Source organism: Shewanella sp. MF08487, from assembly GCF_050848685.1.
Lineage (GTDB): Bacteria > Pseudomonadota > Gammaproteobacteria > Enterobacterales > Shewanellaceae > Shewanella > Shewanella glacialipiscicola.
In genome coordinates this window covers 81,333-100,131 of sequence record NZ_JBOZPB010000010.1, presented here as the reverse complement: position 1 = coordinate 100,131, position 18,799 = coordinate 81,333, and the positions used below count along the sequence as shown (strand labels likewise).

General features: G+C 40.4%; 15 protein-coding genes. 12 read left to right on the top strand and 3 right to left on the bottom strand.

The window, feature by feature from the left end; translation table 11 throughout:
• From ispH to ACRN9H_RS09325, 7 genes are all read left to right on the top strand, one after another.
• Positions 1-957, top strand: coding sequence for a 4-hydroxy-3-methylbut-2-enyl diphosphate reductase (gene ispH / locus ACRN9H_RS09355; protein WP_432313432.1), 957 nt, complete (start codon positions 1-3; stop codon positions 955-957).
• Positions 958-1,160: 203 nt separating this feature from the next.
• The gene (gene pilV, locus ACRN9H_RS09350; RefSeq protein ID WP_432313431.1) at positions 1,161-1,700 is read left to right on the top strand and encodes a type IV pilus modification protein PilV; all 540 of its coding nucleotides are present in this window, start codon (positions 1,161-1,163) and stop codon (positions 1,698-1,700) included.
• A complete protein-coding gene (locus ACRN9H_RS09345) occupies positions 1,701-2,675 on the top strand; it encodes a PilW family protein (RefSeq protein WP_432313430.1) in 975 nt (324 codons plus the stop codon).
• A 27-nt stretch (positions 2,676-2,702) separates the two neighbouring features.
• A complete protein-coding gene (locus ACRN9H_RS09340; protein WP_432313457.1) occupies positions 2,703-3,140 on the top strand; it encodes a pilus assembly PilX family protein in 438 nt (145 codons plus the stop codon).
• Between the two features lies 1 nt (position 3,141).
• Entirely contained in the window at positions 3,142-6,654 is a 3,513-nt protein-coding gene (locus ACRN9H_RS09335; protein WP_432313429.1) for a pilus assembly protein, read from the top strand.
• A gap of 13 nt (positions 6,655-6,667) precedes the next feature.
• Positions 6,668-7,063 (top strand): type IV pilin protein, encoded by a 396-nt coding sequence (locus ACRN9H_RS09330; RefSeq protein ID WP_432313428.1) that lies wholly within the window; start codon positions 6,668-6,670, stop codon positions 7,061-7,063.
• Complete coding sequence (locus ACRN9H_RS09325) at positions 7,060-7,356, top strand: TapY2 family type IVa secretion system protein (RefSeq protein ID WP_432313427.1); 297 nt, start codon at positions 7,060-7,062, stop codon at positions 7,354-7,356. Before ACRN9H_RS09330 ends, ACRN9H_RS09325 begins: the two co-directional genes overlap by 4 nt.
• A gap of 21 nt (positions 7,357-7,377) precedes the next feature.
• Here the strand turns inward: ACRN9H_RS09325 and ACRN9H_RS09320 are convergent, their stop codons facing one another.
• Together ACRN9H_RS09320 and ACRN9H_RS09315 are read right to left on the bottom strand one after the other, a co-directional pair.
• On the bottom strand, positions 7,378-7,881 hold the full coding sequence (locus ACRN9H_RS09320) for a GspH/FimT family pseudopilin (protein ID WP_432313426.1): 504 nt from the start codon (positions 7,879-7,881) through the stop codon (positions 7,378-7,380).
• 123 nt (positions 7,882-8,004) lie between these two features.
• Positions 8,005-8,517 (bottom strand): GspH/FimT family pseudopilin, encoded by a 513-nt coding sequence (locus ACRN9H_RS09315; RefSeq protein WP_432313425.1) that lies wholly within the window; start codon positions 8,515-8,517, stop codon positions 8,005-8,007.
• Between the two features lie 242 nt (positions 8,518-8,759).
• Here ACRN9H_RS09315 and glnB point away from each other — a divergent pair, with 242 nt between their 5' ends.
• Both glnB and ACRN9H_RS09305 read left to right on the top strand, forming a co-directional pair.
• The gene (gene glnB / locus ACRN9H_RS09310; protein ID WP_220775173.1) at positions 8,760-9,098 is read left to right on the top strand and encodes a nitrogen regulatory protein P-II; all 339 of its coding nucleotides are present in this window, start codon (positions 8,760-8,762) and stop codon (positions 9,096-9,098) included.
• Between the two features lie 190 nt (positions 9,099-9,288).
• Positions 9,289-10,578 carry an NAD(P)/FAD-dependent oxidoreductase gene (locus tag ACRN9H_RS09305; protein WP_432313424.1) on the top strand — a complete coding sequence of 430 codons (1,290 nt, stop codon included), beginning with the start codon at positions 9,289-9,291 and terminating at the stop codon, positions 10,576-10,578.
• 35 nt (positions 10,579-10,613) lie between these two features.
• Here ACRN9H_RS09305 and ACRN9H_RS09300 read toward each other — a convergent pair whose 3' ends face one another.
• On the bottom strand, positions 10,614-11,642 hold the full coding sequence (locus ACRN9H_RS09300) for a LacI family DNA-binding transcriptional regulator (protein ID WP_432313423.1): 1,029 nt from the start codon (positions 11,640-11,642) through the stop codon (positions 10,614-10,616).
• Positions 11,643-12,066: 424 nt separating this feature from the next.
• Here ACRN9H_RS09300 and ACRN9H_RS09295 point away from each other — a divergent pair, with 424 nt between their 5' ends.
• The 3 genes from ACRN9H_RS09295 to ACRN9H_RS09285 all read left to right on the top strand — a co-directional run bounded on the left by ACRN9H_RS09295 (position 12,067) and on the right by ACRN9H_RS09285 (position 18,597).
• Positions 12,067-14,691, top strand: a complete 2,625-nt coding sequence (locus ACRN9H_RS09295) for a TonB-dependent receptor (RefSeq protein ID WP_432313422.1) — start codon at positions 12,067-12,069, stop codon at positions 14,689-14,691.
• A gap of 751 nt (positions 14,692-15,442) precedes the next feature.
• Positions 15,443-15,769: a hypothetical protein gene (locus ACRN9H_RS09290; protein WP_432313421.1), complete on the top strand. Its 327-nt coding sequence runs from the start codon at positions 15,443-15,445 to the stop codon at positions 15,767-15,769.
• Positions 15,770-15,777: 8 nt separating this feature from the next.
• Complete coding sequence (locus ACRN9H_RS09285) at positions 15,778-18,597, top strand: family 20 glycosylhydrolase (RefSeq protein WP_432313420.1); 2,820 nt, start codon at positions 15,778-15,780, stop codon at positions 18,595-18,597.
• Positions 18,598-18,799: the final 202 nt, after the last annotated feature.

Genomic DNA, 18,799 nt, shown 5'->3' with positions numbered 1-18,799 from the left:
ATGAAACTCGATCCTACTAGCCCAAGTTTAAATATTATGCTCGCAAACCCTCGTGGTTTTTGTGCGGGTGTCGATCGTGCTATCAGTATTGTTGAGCGGGCGTTGGAATTGTTTTCATCGCCTATTTATGTGCGTCATGAAGTCGTACATAACCGCTATGTCGTACAAAATCTGAAGGATCGAGGGGCGATTTTTGTTGAAGAGTTAGATCAGGTGCCAGACAACAACATTGTTATTTTCAGTGCACACGGTGTATCTCAAGCGGTGAGACAAGAAGCTAAAGCCCGTGGTTTAAGAGTGTTTGACGCAACGTGTCCTTTAGTCACTAAGGTACATCTTCAAGTCACCCGCGCCAGTCGTAAGGGTATTGAATGTATCTTGATTGGCCATGAAGGGCATCCTGAAGTCGAAGGGACTATGGGGCAGTACGATAACCCCAATGGCGGTGTTTATCTTATTGAATCTCCAGCAGACGTAGAGACACTTGTTGTTCGTGACCCGAATAATCTGTGTTTTGTCACACAAACGACCTTGTCGGTTGATGACACCCTCGATATTATTGCTGCGTTACTGAAACGCTTTCCGTCTATCGAAGGCCCGCGTAAAGATGATATCTGCTATGCCACGCAGAATCGTCAAGATGCAGTGCGTAATCTCTCGGCGGATGTTGATTTATTGATTGTCGTTGGTTCAAAAAATAGCTCTAACTCTAATCGTTTACGCGAGTTAGCGTTAAAGACAGGAACACAATCTTATTTAGTGGATACCGCTGATGATGTTGAATCAAGCTGGTTTGAGAATGTGACTCGTGTAGCGGTAACCGCAGGAGCCTCAGCCCCTGAGGTTTTGGTCCAGCAGGTTGTCCAAGCGATTGCTAAGTTAGCACCTAGCGTAGTGACTGAAGTCGAAGGCCGCAAAGAAGACACTGTGTTTGCGTTACCTGCTGAATTGCGTTAAAAATATAAGATAAATCAATAATAAAAAAGAGGCGAATGCCTCTTTTTTATTATTTTAAATTTGTTCAAAGCATAATGATGCCAGTGCTTATATACTAACGTTACTGGCCATTTACATTTTAGTCATATATTATCAACCACAAAAGAGTTCTTATTGTAAGACTAAGATTTTTAAAGGTAAACACTCGGACACTTGTTAGAAATATGAAAAAAAACAAATGCTTCATTCAAAAAATATTTCAACGAGGCTTCTCATTAATCGAAGTACTTGTCGCATTGGTGATCTTAGTCATTGGCTTAATCGGTATTTTTAATCTACATATTGTAGCAAAACGCGGCAGCTTCGAGTCATTTCAGCAAACTCAGGCATCTTATTATGCAAATGACATGATAAACCGAATTAAATTAAATCGTACCCAGATGAGTCTGTATGCTGATACGTATTCTAGTGTTACATCTTCACCAAGCCCTAATTGTCAAGGTGCTAATTTATGCACGCCTAGTCAACTAGTATTAGCTGATAAATACGAGTGGGAACAAGCTATTTTTGGAGAGTCTGAGAAAATTGAAGATAAAGCTGTTGGTGGATTAGACACTCCTACTGGATGTGTAGTTGTGGCTGGTAATGTCGTTACAGTGACTTTAGCGTGGAAAGGTATTAGCAGTACATCGGATGCGGGTGGCGATTGTGGTACGGCAAGCACTCGGCGGCGCGTTTATTCAATCCAAACAGTGATTATGTAGATGAAACAGTCAGTTGTTAAACTAAAATACTTTCAAGTGGGTATGTCACTTGTTGAGCTCATGGTTGCTATGGTTATTGGCCTATTTTTAACTGCTGGCGTATTCACTATGTTCAATATGTCTTCATCTAATGTGACAACGACCAGTCAGCTTAATCAGTTACAAGAAAATGGTCGAATCGCATTAGCGATTATGGCGCGAGATATGACTCAGCTCGGTTTTATGGGGGATATGACCGGTACCGATTTTATTCTTGGTAGCAATACAACTGTTGATGCTGCAATTTCTGGGAAAGATTGTATTGGAGCTGGATTAAATAACGCTACTTTACCCAATAATCAACCTGCACATTTTAGATTGTTGTGGGGTTACACGAGTGGTAGTGGTAGTTCGTTAGCATGCTTGTCTGGTGTAAAATCAGACACTGATGTGCTTCAGCTCAAACGATTAATTGGGCCGACAGCGGTTGCTAGTACGGCAGGATATTACGTTGCTTCAACATCGAGTCAAGCCATATTCTTTAATTCAGCGGCTCCTTCGACTACCCTTCCTAATGCTCGAGTCTGGGAGTATCAGCATCATGTTTATTATATCGATGAAGCTAATAGTATCCCTATGTTAAATCGGAAAACACTGACTAATTTAGGCATGAATAATGATGAGCAACTAGTTGAAGGAATCGAAAATATTCGTTTTTTATACGGTTTTGATAATGATGGGAATGGCACACCAGACAGTTTTATACCTGCATCAGCTGTCACATCATTAATGTGGGATAATGAAGGGTTTCAACGGTTAGTTGCTATTAAAGTTTATGTACTGGTTCGAACAATTAAGGTTGATAGTACCTATAATACTAACAAAGCTGTATATCAACTAGGCGATAAAGTTATTAATGCGCCAAATGACCATTTTCGGCGCAAAGTAATGTCTACAACGGTGGTATTGGAAAATCCATTACTAATCCGTAGTTAGTTTGAGGTAAGTATGAAAAGCAAATCGATGAAATATCAAAAAGGGGTCGTTCTATTTTTTGCTTTGATAGTGTTGATTCTTATGACCTTAATTGGCGTAGCTTTAGCTGTGAATTCTACACAGTCGCTGCGAATGGCTGGTGCAGGTGCTGAACGAATAGAGGCTAATGCAATAGCAAATGGTGCGCTAGATAGCGTCATTAATAAATATAAAGGTGCAGCATTTGCCAATATGACAGTTTCTCAGCCAGATAGTTTGCTTGGTGGGAAACAACGTTTGGTGCCAATGCCATGGGATGGGACAGTAAAAGATGTTAGTTGCCAACGTAGTAGTAAAGCAAATGGTGCCAATTTAATTAGCTGTCGTCGGCTTGAAGTAGAAAGTGCTAGGACATTTGGTCGAGAAAACTTAGGCCAATTAGAAGTTGTTGCAGGTATTGAGCAGGAAGTGCTTACCGGGAGCTAATATGTTAAAATTATTAACATTTATCTGTGTGTTTGTTTTGATTGGTATATCAAGTCAATCCCATGGCGATGACACTGAACTTTATGTATTTGAAACCGCTACTGATGCGGGGGCACGCCCCAAAGTGCTCATTATATTTGATAACTCAGGCAGTATGGATACGAAGGAGAATGTCCCTGATCCTGATTTCATTCCCCCAGTTGACTATGATTCTGACTATAATCCATCAAAAGATTATTCTGGCTCTGGCATAAAAAATATTGTTTATTTCTCAACGAGCTCGAGTGCTAACCTTGAGTCATTGTTAAGTTCAAACCAGCGTTTTTATAGTAAATATAATGGTTGTCACCAGAGTTGGACGCCTTTAGCTGATATTGGTTTTTTTAAAGGGCGTGTAGGTGAACACTACTCTAAAAGTTGGGGTGTTCTTAGAACTAATCAAGGTTTAACTACGAAAAGACATATAGATTGTTTGGAAGATATAACTGCAGAAGACCCAATAAACTCGAGCGACTACGGTAACTCAGGTTTTCCAAAGGATGGTTCTTCAAGTACTCCTTATACTCATGTCTCTAGCCCATCAAATAATGGTTGGGCGGCGGCTATAAAGAGTGCTAAAAAAACGGATATAAGCAAATTAGGCTCGGTAACTCTTTACTCTGAAAACTATCTTTTATGGTACAAAAAACTTAAGGATGGCATTATTCCAATCGTTTCAAAGAAACGTATTGATATTGCAAAAAAATCGATTTCTGATGTGATTAAAACTACACCCTCAGTTGATTTTGGCTTAGCAGTATTTAACACTAATAATAATTCTTCAGGAAAAGATGGTGGACGAATCGTGTCGGGTATTCGAGACATGAGTCCGGGTACCACTCCTGGGATTGCTGCGAGAAATAATATACTAACAAAAATAAATCTATTAAATCCCGAAACAAACACACCATTATGTGAGACGTTATTTGAGGCATATCGATACTTATCTGGTGGGGCGATAAAATTTGGTCATGAGGATAATAAGAGTCCTAGTTGGGATGTAAGTATCGAGTCTGGTTCAGACTATATGTCTCCGCTTAAAATCTGTACTGATATGGCATATGTTATTTATATAACCGATGGTGCGCCAAATTATGATAATGCTGCAAACGCTTCAATAGTGAGTATTACTGCTAAGGCTAATAAACTGGGGAATTATACTGCTGTATCAGCTAAAAACGCTGGTGGTCAGTACGAAAGTAATTATCTTCCTGCGTTAGCTAGTTATATGTATCAAAATGATTTGGTTAATAAAAATGATGATAATGGTGATAATCCACTACAAAATGTGAGAACTTTTACAATTGGTTTTAGCTCAGGTGCCGATGATGCTGCACCTTTATTGATTGAGACGGCTAAGCGTGGTGGGGGGAAATATTTTGCGGCGCAAGATAGCTTACAGTTAACGAATGCATTATCGGATGCATTGAGCTCAATTTTAGAGATTGATTCAAGTTTTACCTCACCCAGTATCGCGAGTAATAACTTCGATCGTACTCAAACTTTTGATTCTGCATATTATGCGATGTTTTTGCCAGGTAAAGGTCCTCGCTGGACTGGTAATCTTAAAAAGTTAAAAGTGAATTCTAGCGGCACATTGATCGATGCTAAAGGAAGTATCGCCATTGGTGACAATGGTAATATTAAGAAAGAAGCATGTACGTTTTGGACTAATTGCAGTGGCGGTACCGATGGTAATCAAGTTGAAATCGGTGGCGTGATACAAATGCTGGAAGGGCTTACTAAAAGAAAGGTACTGAGTAATACCGCCAGTGGTAATGGACTCGAAGAGCTTACTATTGCTAATGCCGCCAATGGTAGCAATGATGATTTAGCTGACTATATGAGTGTTGATGAAACTGAACTTGATTCTACATTTAAATGGATATTGGGAACGGATGTTGACGATGAGGATGGGGATAACAGCACCACAGATAAACGTAAAGATATTATGGGAGATCCATTACATTCTAAACCACTAGCCATTAATTTTGGAACAAGTGCAGCCCCAGATATTAGAGTTCTCTTAGGAACTAACCACGGGTTCTTGCATATGTTTAAAGACTCAGGAGTGAGTGTTGATGAAACATGGGCATTTATGCCCTATGAACTACTACCAAACGTACCAATATTACGTGAAAACTTACCTGGCGGTCATTACGTATATGGTATGGATGCATCTCCTGTCGCTTACGTAAAAAGCGGTGCTAATGGCAATAAACCAATTGATGTCTGGGTTTTTGCTGGTATGAGGCGAGGGGGATCTTCGTATTATGCCCTGAATATCACGTCACCTGATGCTCCCAGTTTAATGTGGACTATAAATCCTGAAACACCTGGGTTTTCTGAATTAGGACAAACTTGGGCCGAACCAATTATTACCTTAATTCCTGGGCATAGCACACCCGTACTTATTTTTGGTGGTGGATACGATGTTAGCTACGACTCAACCCCGTCAGGTACTCCTTCAGGAAGAAATGTTTATATTGTTGATGCAAAGTTAGGGACTTTATTGCATACATTTGGCCCTTCGTCAGGAACTGATGCTACCGTATTACCTGGAATTATTGATAGCATACCTAATGCGGTTGCGGTATTGGATAGTAATAATGATGGTGTTACTGACCGAATTTATGCGACAGATACTGGCGGTAATGTTTGGCGTATGGATTTACCTAGTAAGGATGATAAGACTTGGACCGCCTACAAGTTTGCTTCATTAGGTGGAGACTTAACCGCAGATAGGCGTTTTTTTGCCGAACCAGTGGTAGCTCAAACTACATTTAATAATGTAACAGAGGTGTCTGTCGTAGATCCTGTTAGTGGTTCTAAGGCTGTGACGAAGAATTATCAAAATGTGCCTTACGACGCTATTGCTATAGGTAGTGGAAATAGGCCCACCCCTTTATCTAAATCGACTGAAGATATGTACTATATTCTTCAGGATCGCAATGTTATCACTAAAAGTTATGGTGGTAGCGGTAATCCAGCTGCACCTGCTGCGATTACGTTAAATAATTTATATAATGTAACTTCAGCACCTCCGAAAACGGAGGCTGAAAATATAGAGTTTGGTAAGAAGCTTGGGTGGTATTATGATTATCCTACCGCGGGAGAAAAAAGTCTAACGGCCAGTTTAATTGTTGACGGGAAGGTTTATTTTACGTCATTTGTCCCTCCATCTCAGTCAGTATCAGACACAGTATGCACTGTTTCTGGTTTGGGGCGACTTTACGTTTTTGATTTGCATAAAGGCACTCGTACACTCACCAGTGTGTATTATGAGTTAGGCGAACGGGTTCCGGATACACCGCAAATAGTCATTCCAACTCCTGAATCAGGAAAAGATCCATATATTTATATCATTGGTGTAGGAAAAGGTGAGAAGCGAGATGATGGTGAATATAGCGGAACAATAAATGTAGGCTCAGGATTGGGGGTCAACAAAATTTATTACCATATAGATGATAATTAATGTAGATGAGAGTATGAAAGCAAATAAAGGTTTTACGTTGATAGAGGTAATGATTACGGTTGTTATAGTCGGTATTCTTGCTTCTATTGCCTATCCTTCTTATACGCAGTATGTCATTAAAAGTGCACGTTCTGAAGGCGTAGCTGCTGTGATGCGAGTTGCTAATTTGCAAGAGCAGTATTATTTAGATAATCGCACTTATACAACCGATATGACTAAATTAGGGCTAGATAAAAGTCCGTTTATTACCGAGCATGGACATTACAGTGTAACGTCAGAAGGTACAACAACGACAAACGTGACTGCAACGGCAATAGGTATACAAGCATCTCGAGATGCCACAGCTTGTCCAACTATTACATTGACTAGTGATGGAGTTAAAGGGCCATTAGAGGAGTGTTGGAAATGAATAAGTTAATATATGGTATTTTTGCAGCATTAATCGGGTTTAATTGTAGTGCAGCTGAAAGTGCTCAAGATTATAAGTGCTATATTAAATCCTCATATGGCAATGAGTATATCGTATTTTTTAAATGGAAAGATAAAAATGTACGTCGACATATTGCAGCATTACCAGCAACACAATTAACAGATCGAATGAATAAAAAGTATTTTGTTAAATCTGTTGATGAATGTATCACTATGGATGAGGAATTTGTTTCAACTACAGCAAGAAAACTAGATCTGCAAACACTGAGATAGTATTTAAAAGATAAATAATATTTATGTGCACCCCATATTTTTTGCACCAAACTTAATGAGCCCAGATGGTGATATGTTAATGCTACGAGAACCAGATGCTTTTCCTGCTGGGCAGTAAATAAAAGCCCCTCCGGAGGAAAAACCATCGGGTGAAAACGTTATATGTTCGCCATTTTTATTGTTAGCTACAATTTTTGCAGGTCCTTTAACGTTATCATTAGTATTAAAGCTATCTATAGAGCGTAAATTGTTAGTAGCGCCAATATAAACTCTAATGCCATTATTCCAGTTTGTTCCACATGAAGAAACGCTAGCAAATGGACAGACATTAACTGTAGCACCATAGTTTATCGCTTGGTTTCGAGCAAAAGCCATAATGTCATGTATTTTTTCAATGTTACTATTTGCTCTAAAGCCTTCATACATAGATATGAGTGACGGAACCCCGATAGTTAATAATATGGCAGCAATTGCAATCGTGACCATTAACTCTACTAAGGTAAAGGCTTTTTTTTTATCGCGCATAATTTTTAATCCTTACTTATATTCTGTAAAGTATAAGCGAGAATCGTCTCTGTTTCAGCATAAATGAACCGAATATAAAACCTAAATATAATATGTAGCTTGCTAATGAGCTGCTCATTGTTTCTAGTTACAATTTATGTTGTTTTCTGTAGAAAAACGTATCCGTCCAGCTTGATTAATAATAATGGCCCTAGAGTAAGGGCTTGTTGCGGATAATGGACAATATTTTAGAGTCCCGTTTGTACCTGACACCAATCCATCTGGTTGAAAACGTATCGCTATACGGTTGTATTTAACGATGTCTTTTGAGTGAAAGGCATTTGTTGTGTACAGTTTTTTATCATTACTATCGAGTTGATTATCATTGTTAGTATCAATGAAGACAGTTAATCCTACCTGCCAGTTTGAGTCGCATTTTTCATTGATAACAGCACAAGCAGTAACCTTTTTATTGTAAGAAATAGCTTGATTACGTGCTAGAAGTAGTGTTTGTTGGATAATACGTATACTGCTATCAGCTCTATAGTTTGTATAGAAATCAGTTAATGAAGGCACTCCAATCGCCAGTAAAATTGCTGATACAGATAGTGTAATGATAAGTTCAATGAGGCTAAAACCTTGCTTGTGAGTTTTCATACACTTCCTTGTTATTCATACGCTGGCATCCTGCGAGCGAGTTAATGATAGATCAAGAATGTAAGTATAAAATCACATACTAAAAGTAAGGCACTTTTTTTAGATTGTTATGGACTAACAGCAATATTGTAGAAACTGTGTTTTATGCGCTAAGCATCACATTCGCTTCAACATTATCCTCACCCCGTGTAAGCTAGCGTTATTCTGTTTATTTATATTAATGCAAGATATGAGAGATTCTGATGAAAAAAGTTGAAGCTATTATTAAACCATTTAAATTAGATGATGTGCGCGAATCACTTGCAGAAATAGGCATAACTGGCATGACGGTGCTCGAAGTTAAAGGCTTTGGTCGTCAGAAAGGGCACACTGAACTCTATCGCGGCGCTGAATATATGGTGGATTTTCTACCTAAAGTGAAAATTGAATTAGTGATTCAAGATGATCTACTTGAGCAAGCAATTGATGTGATAGTTGAAACTGCCCGTACCGGGAAAATTGGTGACGGTAAAATTTTTGTAACTGATGTTGAGCGTGTTATCCGTATAAGAACCGGTGAAGAGAACGAAGACGCAGTATAATCTGCTTTGATACTAAAGGGCCTATGGGCCCTTTTTTACTTTTATCGCGATGGGGGAATCCAGTTTAAGGGTTAAGTTTCTGAACGATCTTTAATGGAAACTCCCCTGTTTTACGTGACTAATGTAGTTATCTCTTATCTGTTACATGATATAACTTAGCTATTAAAATATGCTCTACGAGGTTGTGATTTTGTCTACCAAAAGAATCGTGATTGTGGGTGGAGGGGCCGCTGGCCTAGCACTTGCTTCTAAGTTGGGCCGAAAATGGGGTGGCAGTGATGTCGTCGATGTGTGCTTGATTGACAAAAGTCCCATTCATATATGGAAGCCTAAATTACATGAGGTTGCTGTTGGGGTAATAGATCAATCAATTGAAGGCTTACTTTATCGCGATCATGGACTTAAAAATGGCTATCGTTATATTCGCGGTGAGATAGAGCAGTGTGACCCCGACACTAAATCGATTCAGTTAGCGACTGTCTATAATGATGACGGTGAATTACTTTTAGCCCCGCGCCAAATTGATTATGACATTTTAGTGTTGGCATTAGGCGGTGTATCTAATAGTTTTAATACCTTAGGTGCTGATGAACACTGTATATTTTTAGATAATCTTGAAAATGCCAATCTATTTCATCATAAGTTACTTGATGCTTTACTCCAATTAAATGAAACACAGGAAAGAGTCAGCATAGGTATTGTGGGGGCTGGCGCTACTGGTGTCGAATTAGCGGCCGAACTTCATCATGTCATTGAGTCTGTTAAAGAATATGGTTACCTCAATATAGCCAAACACCATCTCGAGGTGCATCTAATTGAAGCGTCATCGAAAATTTTACCTCAATTACCTGAACGTGTTAGTGCTAGGGCTCAGGCTGTTTTGGATAAGATAGGGATCCGTTTGCATATTGGGGTGCAAGTTAAAGAAGTAACGCATGACGGCTTTATTACGCAAGATGGTGATGTGATTAGAGCTGGCTTGAAAGTGTGGGCCGCTGGGGTGAAAGGACCTAAAGCGTTTGAGAACTTTACTAAACTTCCTATAACTTCACGTAATCAAATTGAAGTTGATACTTGTATGCGCGTTAAAGGGCATCAAGATATTTATGCTCTTGGTGATTGCGCACTATTAATGCAAGACTCTGGTCGACCTGTGCCACCTAGGGCTCAGGCTGCAGCGCAGATGGCCGATACTTTATTTGGTAATATAGTTAATCGTTTACAAGACAAACCTGAAAAAGCTTTTGTATATAAAGATTATGGTTCACTCGTCTCTTTAAGTCGTTTTTCGGCAGTGGGTAATTTGATGGGGAATCTGCGTTCAGGTGATTTTTTTGTTGAAGGTCATATTGCCAGATTAATGTATATCTCTTTATATCAAAGGCACTTAGCAAGTCTTTACGGTTGGTTTTCTGCTGTCGTTTACCGCATCGCGCAGAAGCTATTAAAGTGGCAACGACCAAAGCTTAAGTTACATTAGTTGTCTGATAAATTTGAACAAACAAAAATAGAGAGCTAATGCTCTCTATTTTTTTTAGGTATTGTCGATGAATCTCGAATAATCAGTTCTGGCGTAAAGGTTTTAGAATTAGTTGTACTTTGCTCGCGACGTTTTGCGATTAATAATTCAGTGGCAACCTGCGCTATTTCTGCATTCGGTTGGTGAACAGTGGTTAACTTTGGCCAAGTTTGACGTGAGAATGGGCTATCTTCAAAGCCTACAATTGATAAGTCTGTCGGTATATCTAAACCTGCTAAACGAGCCGCAAAAAGTGCACCAGCGGCAATTTCATCATTACAGGCAACGATTGCAGTTGGGCGATGCAATTGTTTAATTAATTGATTTGCACCATCAACACCAGACTCAAATGAATACTTTCCCTCAATAATGTAGTTTTTATCCAGCTTTAGGCCATTATTTTTTAATGCTTGTTTGAAACCGAGTAATCGCTCTTTGGTTGATTCATGGTGTAAATCGCCACTTAAAAATGCAATATTTTTGTGTCCCAAATCAATCAAATGCTGAGTTATTTCAATAGCCCCAAATTTGTCATTAACTAAAATAGTCAGTCCGTTTTGGTCATTATTTTTTTCGCCAGCAATAATTCGGACATAATGAGCATCGATTTCTGTCAGTGCTTTAAGTACTCTGGGATCTTCTGAAAGAGGTGGGGTTAGTACTAATCCCGCGAGTCTAGAATATTTGACTAGTGCCGTAAGCTCATCACAAATAGTCGCTGATTTTGCATTACAAGGATGGATAACCAGTTCATAGCCTTTGTTTTTACACGCTTCTAAGATCCCATTTTGCATGTCAATAATGTAGTAGGCATTCGGATTATCATAAATAAAACCAATTGCATAAGACTTATTACCGGCGAGATTTCTTGCTGCCAAATTAGGCTGGTAATGGAGTGCTTTTATGGCCTCATTCACTTTATCAACGGTGGCTTGTTTGACTGACGGTTCATTATTGGTCACACGGGATACTGTTTTGATAGATACCCCCGCATGTTTAGCTACGTCGTTGATAGTGACTTTCATTGATGCAAAACTCTTTGTCTAAGGTCGTGGAAGAGGTAGCAGCTTAATGATTGGGAATCCTTTACCTATCATTGATAAGCTGACATTTATTATCTGTATTCTTATTTATGCCTTTATAGTGCGAGCTTTTAGAGTGCTTAGCAATCTTGAATTGTTACAAATTGGCGATTTTTGTGAATGTTAAAATAATACTACAAGTTGTAAGTTTACACCGTTAGGTTTAACTCTATATTTTATAATGTTTTTTAATTGAAATGGTCGCGTTCATTTTAGATTTATGACATTTTTTTGCTGCGACTGTTATTTTGTTGTGGCAAGAGTGTTGATTATTGTGTAATGTTCGCTTTAGACATGACAGCGTTGTCATTCCTTTGGGAATGGTTATGAATACTAAAACGATAATAAGTTATGGAAGGGAAACAAGATGCGACCATCAACCTTTAAGAAAAGTGTATTAGCTACAAACATTGCTATCCTACTTGGCAGTGCAGTATCCATCAGCGCTGTCGCTGCAGACGCCGCGGCAACCACCGCTGCACCTGAAAATATAGAGAAAATTGAAGTGCGTGGTATGCGAGCTTCAATGAAAGCATCAGTTAATGACAAGCGCTTTTCTGATGCTGTCGTTGATGCTGTAACGGCTGAAGATATCGGTAAGTTTCCTGATGGAGACGTTGGTGAGTCGCTAGGTCGTATTCCTGGTGTCGCAGTAAATCGCCAGTTTGGTCAAGGTCAGCAAGTATCCATTCGTGGTGCTTCTAGCCAGTTAACCAGTACGTTACTAAATGGCCACTCAGTGGCTTCTACGGGATGGTTTGATCAACAAGCCATTGATCGTAGCTTTAACTACAGCTTGCTACCACCAGAAATGGTCGGTGGTATTCAAGTTTATAAATCATCTCAAGCTGATATTGCTGAAGGCGGTATTGGCGGTACGGTTATCGTTAAAACTCGTAAACCGCTAGATTTAGACGCGAACTCTATGTTCTTAAGCGCTAAAGGCGACTATGGCACGGTCTCTGAGGAAATTGACCCACAAACTTCAGGTTTATACAGCTGGAAAACGGAAGACGAAAAATTTGGTTTTCTCGTGGCGGGTTCGTTAGATAAAACTGAATACCAACGTAATGGTATTGAGTCTTTGCTCGGTTGGGGAGAGATTGTTCCTACCACATTCCAGCAAGACCGTGAGCGCACTGCCATTAATGCGGCATTCCAGTATAGACCGACTGATAGTCTTGAGTTTGGTCTGAATGTCATGAGCCTTCAGCTTGATGCTAACAATGCTAACACCTCTATTTTCTTGTTCCCTACTCAGCAAGGTGAAAATACCTGTCTTAAGAAAAATGCGGCAGGTGTTTGTACGTTAGTAGAACATACTGGTAAAGATGGATTTGCTTGGGCTCAAACATGGGCTCGTAAAGCGAGCATGTCTTCTGACACCATTGATCTGGACTTTGCCTATCAGGCTGAGGCTTATAAGTTAGAAGGTCGTATCGGTAAAACTAAAGCCGAAGGCGGAACCGACCTGACATCTAATTATGGCCAGTCTATTGGTAAGCCAGGGGATTTTGCGGGTATTTATGACGCTACTGGTGACGTGATTGATATCAATATTGCCAACAACTCATTTGATGCTAGTGATTTTAATGGCCAATTAGAAACTGCAGGTTGGGCGCTAAAGAAGCAACCGAACACAGATGAAGAATCATTTGCAACATTCGATCTTACTATCCCGGTAGAGTTTGGGGTGATTACCTCGATTAAATCAGGTATTAGCTATGCAGATCATGATGTTACTCAAACAACTGAGGCCGCCCAATCATCTGGCATAGTGGCTAAGGATGCGTCAGCCTATTATTCTGGCACCATGTCATCAGGTGCAGGTTTTACGTTGCCTAAACCTATTTTTGATAACATGATCAATGATGCTTACGCTGCTATTGATGGCTTCACTCTCGATAAGTCTGGATATGGCACACTTCAAGAGAAAAACTTGGCACTGTATACCATGGCAACATTCGCCGGTGAGGGAGTCCGTGGTAACTTCGGTTTAAGATATATTTCTACTGATGTTGAGTCAGACTATTATGCATTTAGCCCAACAGGGACTTATGCAGACGGTTTAAGTACTGACAAAGCAAGTTATAACGGTGTGTTGCCTAGTGTGAATATTGCATTTGATCTTGCCAGTGATTTAATTTTAAGAACCTCGGCATCTCAAGTTATTTCACGTCCAAACTATGCTGATTTATTCGCAACGTCTAAATTACCTGGTTTAAATGACGGTACTCCTGGTAACGAAAAGAAAGTAACCGGTAGTGTCAATTTACAACCGTTTAAAGCTTCGCAAGCTGATGTGAGCTTAGAATGGTATTTTAGTGGTGAGGGTTTGTTTGCTGCCACTTACTTTATTAAAGATGTCAGTTCATTTATCTCTACTAGAGAAAATCTGAATCAACAAATTGGTATTGAAGATCCTAGCCTAGTGATTGCTGGCGGCAGTTCGTGTGGCGTAGGTGTCTATGATTGTTGGACTGTCAGTGAAAACTACAATGCTAACGGTGGTTCAATTGATGGTATCGAACTGCAATTGCAAGATTCATTCGATAATGGTTTAGGTTATTCTGTTAACTACACATTTGCAGATGCAACTTCACCTGCTGAAAACTATGCTGACCGTGTGGGTGTATTCTCTGACTCATCTAAGCATACAGTTAACTTAGTTAGTTACTATGAAATGGATGATTTCTCTGCTCGTGTCGCTTATAACTGGCGTTCAGAATATATGATGCGCGAATTACCAGGTTTCTATGGTAACCGCGAACATCAAGCCTATGGCACCTTGGATTTGAGTGCTAATTATAGCGTGACGGATTATTTATCGCTTACGTTTGAAGTTGTTAACTTACTTGAAGAGGACAGTGTGCAAAAAGGTGTATCACCAGTGGATGCTGAGGGCGTTATCAGTGAGTTTAAAGATAATTACCCAGTATGGAGCTTCGACGGTGAAGCTCGTTATAAGCTTGGTGTTGCATTACGTTTCTAATTTAAGTTATTAGATTAAAAAGCCTAGCCTAAGACTGCTAGGCTTTTTTATTAGATTTTAAACAGTATGCGCTGTAAAAAACTTCACTTTCACGCTAGCCATAATACCTTTATTGCCAAATAATCCCCCTCATGCAATCTAGTTCTTTTGCTGTTACTGTTACTGGGAGCCACATTAACCGCTCAATACAGTACAATGATTTAATTTTAATCAAGGTGTTGGCGATAACCTTAAAACATCGTCATTATTTTTTGGCTGTAGAAGTCATATCCCTTACATTTATCTCATTGATAAATATTGACTAATTAAGTAATCGATTTAATTGTAAAAAATATGTAGCAATAAGGTTTGTTTTTGTGTAACTTGTCAATGACAGCGTTGTCATTGGCTTGTATGGTAACCTTGTTTGTAAGGTCTACGTGACGAGGATGAGGTCTCCTTATCATGTTTTGATAAAACTATTACAGCTTGATGGTAATAGGTTTGTCTTTTATATTTTTGATAGTCTCTCCCCCAGAAACTAGCGTTGGCTGGATACTGAAAACAGTGCCCAGCCATTTTTTTAAGTGATTTTATTCCATTGCTGTTATCAGCATTAGAATGTTAGCGGCATCGATAAATAATATTTTAGGGTACAAACTAGATAATAAAAAAGAGATTGTAATTAATGGTGATATTTTTAAAGGTTGTGCTAAGCATCATTACGAAAATAATTACGGGTGTTTCGCTATTATTAATCACGTCAGCAACAATGTTAACTAGTGCATCTTTGACTGCGTCTAGCTATTTTACTGTCATTGTCGAACTCATAACAAATTGGGTTGTTTCTTGTTTAATTCAATTTAGTTTATCTGAAGATACCGTTCATATTTCTACAGTAACTATTTCTCCTGCGGCGCGGGAGCAAACCTGCGTTAGAACAGTATTTTTTCGTCGGTTAAACCATCTTGCCAATGTCGTATGTTTACAGTTATTCGATAGCGAGCATTTAGCGTATTCGAGCGACTATCCACCCAAAGGAAAAGCTGCTGGCATTAGTTATTTCCTTCAAGTTGTTGCTATTTCTGGAGCCAGATAAGGATCATCATGAATAAAAGATTTGCTGCGACTAGCATTCTGGTCGCACTCGGATTGACAGCCTGCTCAGATGTTCAGGTAGAAAATCAACCACGTAATCAAGTGCAAGAGTATCAAGCACAAAAGTCATCTGCCGCTGAAGCTAGCGCCGTTGCAGGGGCATTAACCCAAACTCAATTACAGCAATTGGGTGACACCTTATCCGTCAATTACCGTGTTGTGACTAACATTCCAGATGAGCAATGTAACAAAGCACTGGCCGATGGCCGCTGTTTTGTGGCTGAAATCGATTTTGTTCCAGGAGTCAATCTTGCGAGCCACGACTGGGCGATTTACTTCAGCCAGATGCGTCCGGTGCAATCAATTGAAGGTAATGAATTTACGATCACTCACATAAAGGGTGATCTTTATCGTATTTCACCAACGGCTGCCTTTACGGGCTTTAATCAAGGTGTGAAAAAAACACTCAGATTCCGCAGTGAGTTATGGCAATTGGCCGAAACGGATGCAATGCCCAATTACTACTTGGCCGCCGAACATTTAGCCCCCGTGCTAATCGCGAGTACTCAGGTGAGTCAGGATGCTGAAACTAAATTAGAATTACGCCCCTATGTCGAAAGCTATACCGACATGGTGAAGCAGTATCGTCGTACTGAAACCGATAAGTTAGTGCCTGCGGATGCTGCGCAGCTGTTTATCACGAACCAAAGCGTAAGCGAAAATGCTGCCTTAGCAGTCAATACGATTATTCCTACACCACAAAAAGTACAGCTTCATTCAAGCGATAAATCAGTGTCACTGGCATCTGGTATTAAACTTGAATATCAACAGGATAATGTCGAGCAACCTGCTCAAGTGGTTGCGGCGTTGGCGCGTTTAGCCCGCCTTGGTGTGGCTGAATCAACCCGTGGGTTAGCGGTGACATTGGTAAGCCAAGATGGCGCTGAAGGCAGTTATCGCTTGGACATTCAGCAAAGTGGTATTGTGATTGCAGCAAGCGATGCGGCGGGATACTCCTATGCGTTATCGTCATTAGCGAGTTTATTGGACGTACAAAACCTTAATGTTAATGCCATGACGATTGAAGATAGTCCGCGTTATCCGTTTCGTGGTATGCACATAGATGTGGCGCGCAACTTCCATGGTAAACAGCTGATTCTAGATTTACTCGACCAAATGGCGGCTTATAAACTCAATAAGCTGCATTTGCATATGGCTGATGATGAAGGTTGGCGACTAGAAATCGACGGGTTACCTGAGCTGACCGACATCGGTAGTAAACGTTGTCATGATCTTGCTGAAAATACCTGTCTGTTACCGCAACTGGGCAGTGGTCCTTTTGCGGAGTCGAGCGTTAATGGTTTCTACACTAAACAAGACTATATCGACATAGTGAAATATGCTGAGGCGCGTCAAATTCAAGTGATCCCATCGATGGATATGCCGGGTCATAGCCGCGCCGCGATTAAAGCGATGGATGCGCGTTTTCGTCGATTACAGGCTGAAGACGTAGAGCTTAAAAACACGGGCAAAGTGCAGGTTGTCCCTGTGCAGGAAATGGCAAATCAAGTTAGCACAGCGGTAAAAGCGTTAGATGCGGGCGCTCGTCAATTGCAAGCTGAAGGGAAAACCACTGCAGCTGAGCAATATTTGTTATCCGATGCAAACGACAAAACGGTTTATTCTTCAGTGCAATATTACGACGACAATACGCTTAACGTGTGTATGGAGTCGACTTATCAGTTTGTCGATAAAGTGATTGATGAAATTGCCAAGTTACACCAAGCCGCGGGTCAACCATTGACGCGTTACCACATTGGTGCCGATGAAACGGCGGGAGCTTGGAAACAATCTCCCCAGTGTTTAGCATTTGTCGCCAATAACAATAAAGGCGTTAAGTCGATAGATGACTTAGGCGCTTATTTTATTGAACGAATTTCGACTATGTTAGCGGCAAAAGGCATTGAAGCTGCGGGGTGGAGCGATGGCATGAGCCATGTTCGCCCTGAGAATATGCCCGCTAAGGTGCAGTCTAATATTTGGGATGTGATTGCCCATAAAGGTCATGAGCGCGCCAATCAGCAGGCGAATCTTGGTTGGGAAACGGTGCTCTCTAATCCTGAGGTGCTGTACTTTGACTTTCCCTATGAGGCCGATCCTAAGGAGCATGGCTATTACTGGGCGAGCCGCGCAACCAATAGTCATAAAGTCTTTAGCTTTATGCCAGATAACTTGGCCGCTAACGCCGAGCAATGGACCAATATTGAAAATCAGCCATTCGAAGCGGATGACAGAATAAAACTTGATGAGGCGGGTAAAAAAGTCGCGGGTCCAAGGGAAGAAGGCAAAGTCTTTAGTGGCCTTCAAGGACAACTCTGGAGTGAGACAATTCGCAGTGACGAGACTGCCGAGTACATGATATTTCCACGTTTGTTGATGCTGGCCGAGCGTGCTTGGCATCAAGCCGCGTGGGAAGTGCCTTATCAGTATCAAGGCGCAGTGTATAACCAAAGCTCGGGGGCTTTTACCTTAGCCATGCGTGATGCACAGGCAAAGGAGTGGCAACAACTGGCGAATACCTTGGGCCACAAAGAGTTTATCAAGCTAGATAAAGCGGGGATTGATTATCGCGTACCGACGGTCGGCGCCGAGATCCGTGACGGTAAACTGTTTGCCAATATCGCCTATCCCGGCCTTAAACTCGAATACCGAAGCCTCAATGGCCAATGGCAAGCTTATCAAGCGGGATTGGCGGTCACTGCACCGATTGAGATCCGCGCCATTGCGGCCGATGGGATTCGTAAAGGCCGAAGTTTAATCGTTAACTAAAGTGATGTTTATATCAAGCTGTATTTTAAAGATAAAATACAGCTTTTTTTATTTCTACCTTATTAATTTCCTCAATTTTACTTTTGAACGTAAATCATTTAAAAAGTAAATGACAACGCTGTCATTATTGCTGTAACATTGAGTTAACTAAAGTTAAGCGCTGTATTAACGGCAAATAATAAGCAACGGTAGCGCTGCATTG

Excerpts from the sequence above, each read along its gene's own strand:
- ACRN9H_RS09295 (WP_432313422.1), top strand. The coding sequence starts at position 12,067 with ATGCGACCATCAACCTTTAAGAAAAGTGTATTAGCTACAAACATTGCT.
- ACRN9H_RS09300 (WP_432313423.1), bottom strand. The coding sequence starts at position 11,642 with ATGAAAGTCACTATCAACGACGTAGCTAAACATGCGGGGGTATCTATC.
- ACRN9H_RS09335 (WP_432313429.1), top strand. The coding sequence starts at position 3,142 with ATGTTAAAATTATTAACATTTATCTGTGTGTTTGTTTTGATTGGTATA.
- ACRN9H_RS09320 (WP_432313426.1), bottom strand. The coding sequence starts at position 7,881 with ATGCGCGATAAAAAAAAAGCCTTTACCTTAGTAGAGTTAATGGTCACG.
- ACRN9H_RS09315 (WP_432313425.1), bottom strand. The coding sequence starts at position 8,517 with ATGAAAACTCACAAGCAAGGTTTTAGCCTCATTGAACTTATCATTACA.
- ACRN9H_RS09290 (WP_432313421.1), top strand. The coding sequence starts at position 15,443 with ATGTTAACTAGTGCATCTTTGACTGCGTCTAGCTATTTTACTGTCATT.
- ACRN9H_RS09345 (WP_432313430.1), top strand. The coding sequence starts at position 1,701 with ATGAAACAGTCAGTTGTTAAACTAAAATACTTTCAAGTGGGTATGTCA.
- glnB (WP_220775173.1), top strand. The coding sequence starts at position 8,760 with ATGAAAAAAGTTGAAGCTATTATTAAACCATTTAAATTAGATGATGTG.
- ACRN9H_RS09325 (WP_432313427.1), top strand. The coding sequence starts at position 7,060 with ATGAATAAGTTAATATATGGTATTTTTGCAGCATTAATCGGGTTTAAT.
- ACRN9H_RS09330 (WP_432313428.1), top strand. The coding sequence starts at position 6,668 with ATGAAAGCAAATAAAGGTTTTACGTTGATAGAGGTAATGATTACGGTT.
- pilV (WP_432313431.1), top strand. The coding sequence starts at position 1,161 with ATGAAAAAAAACAAATGCTTCATTCAAAAAATATTTCAACGAGGCTTC.
- ispH (WP_432313432.1), top strand. The coding sequence starts at position 1 with ATGAAACTCGATCCTACTAGCCCAAGTTTAAATATTATGCTCGCAAAC.
- ACRN9H_RS09285 (WP_432313420.1), top strand. The coding sequence starts at position 15,778 with ATGAATAAAAGATTTGCTGCGACTAGCATTCTGGTCGCACTCGGATTG.
- ACRN9H_RS09340 (WP_432313457.1), top strand. The coding sequence starts at position 2,703 with ATGAAATATCAAAAAGGGGTCGTTCTATTTTTTGCTTTGATAGTGTTG.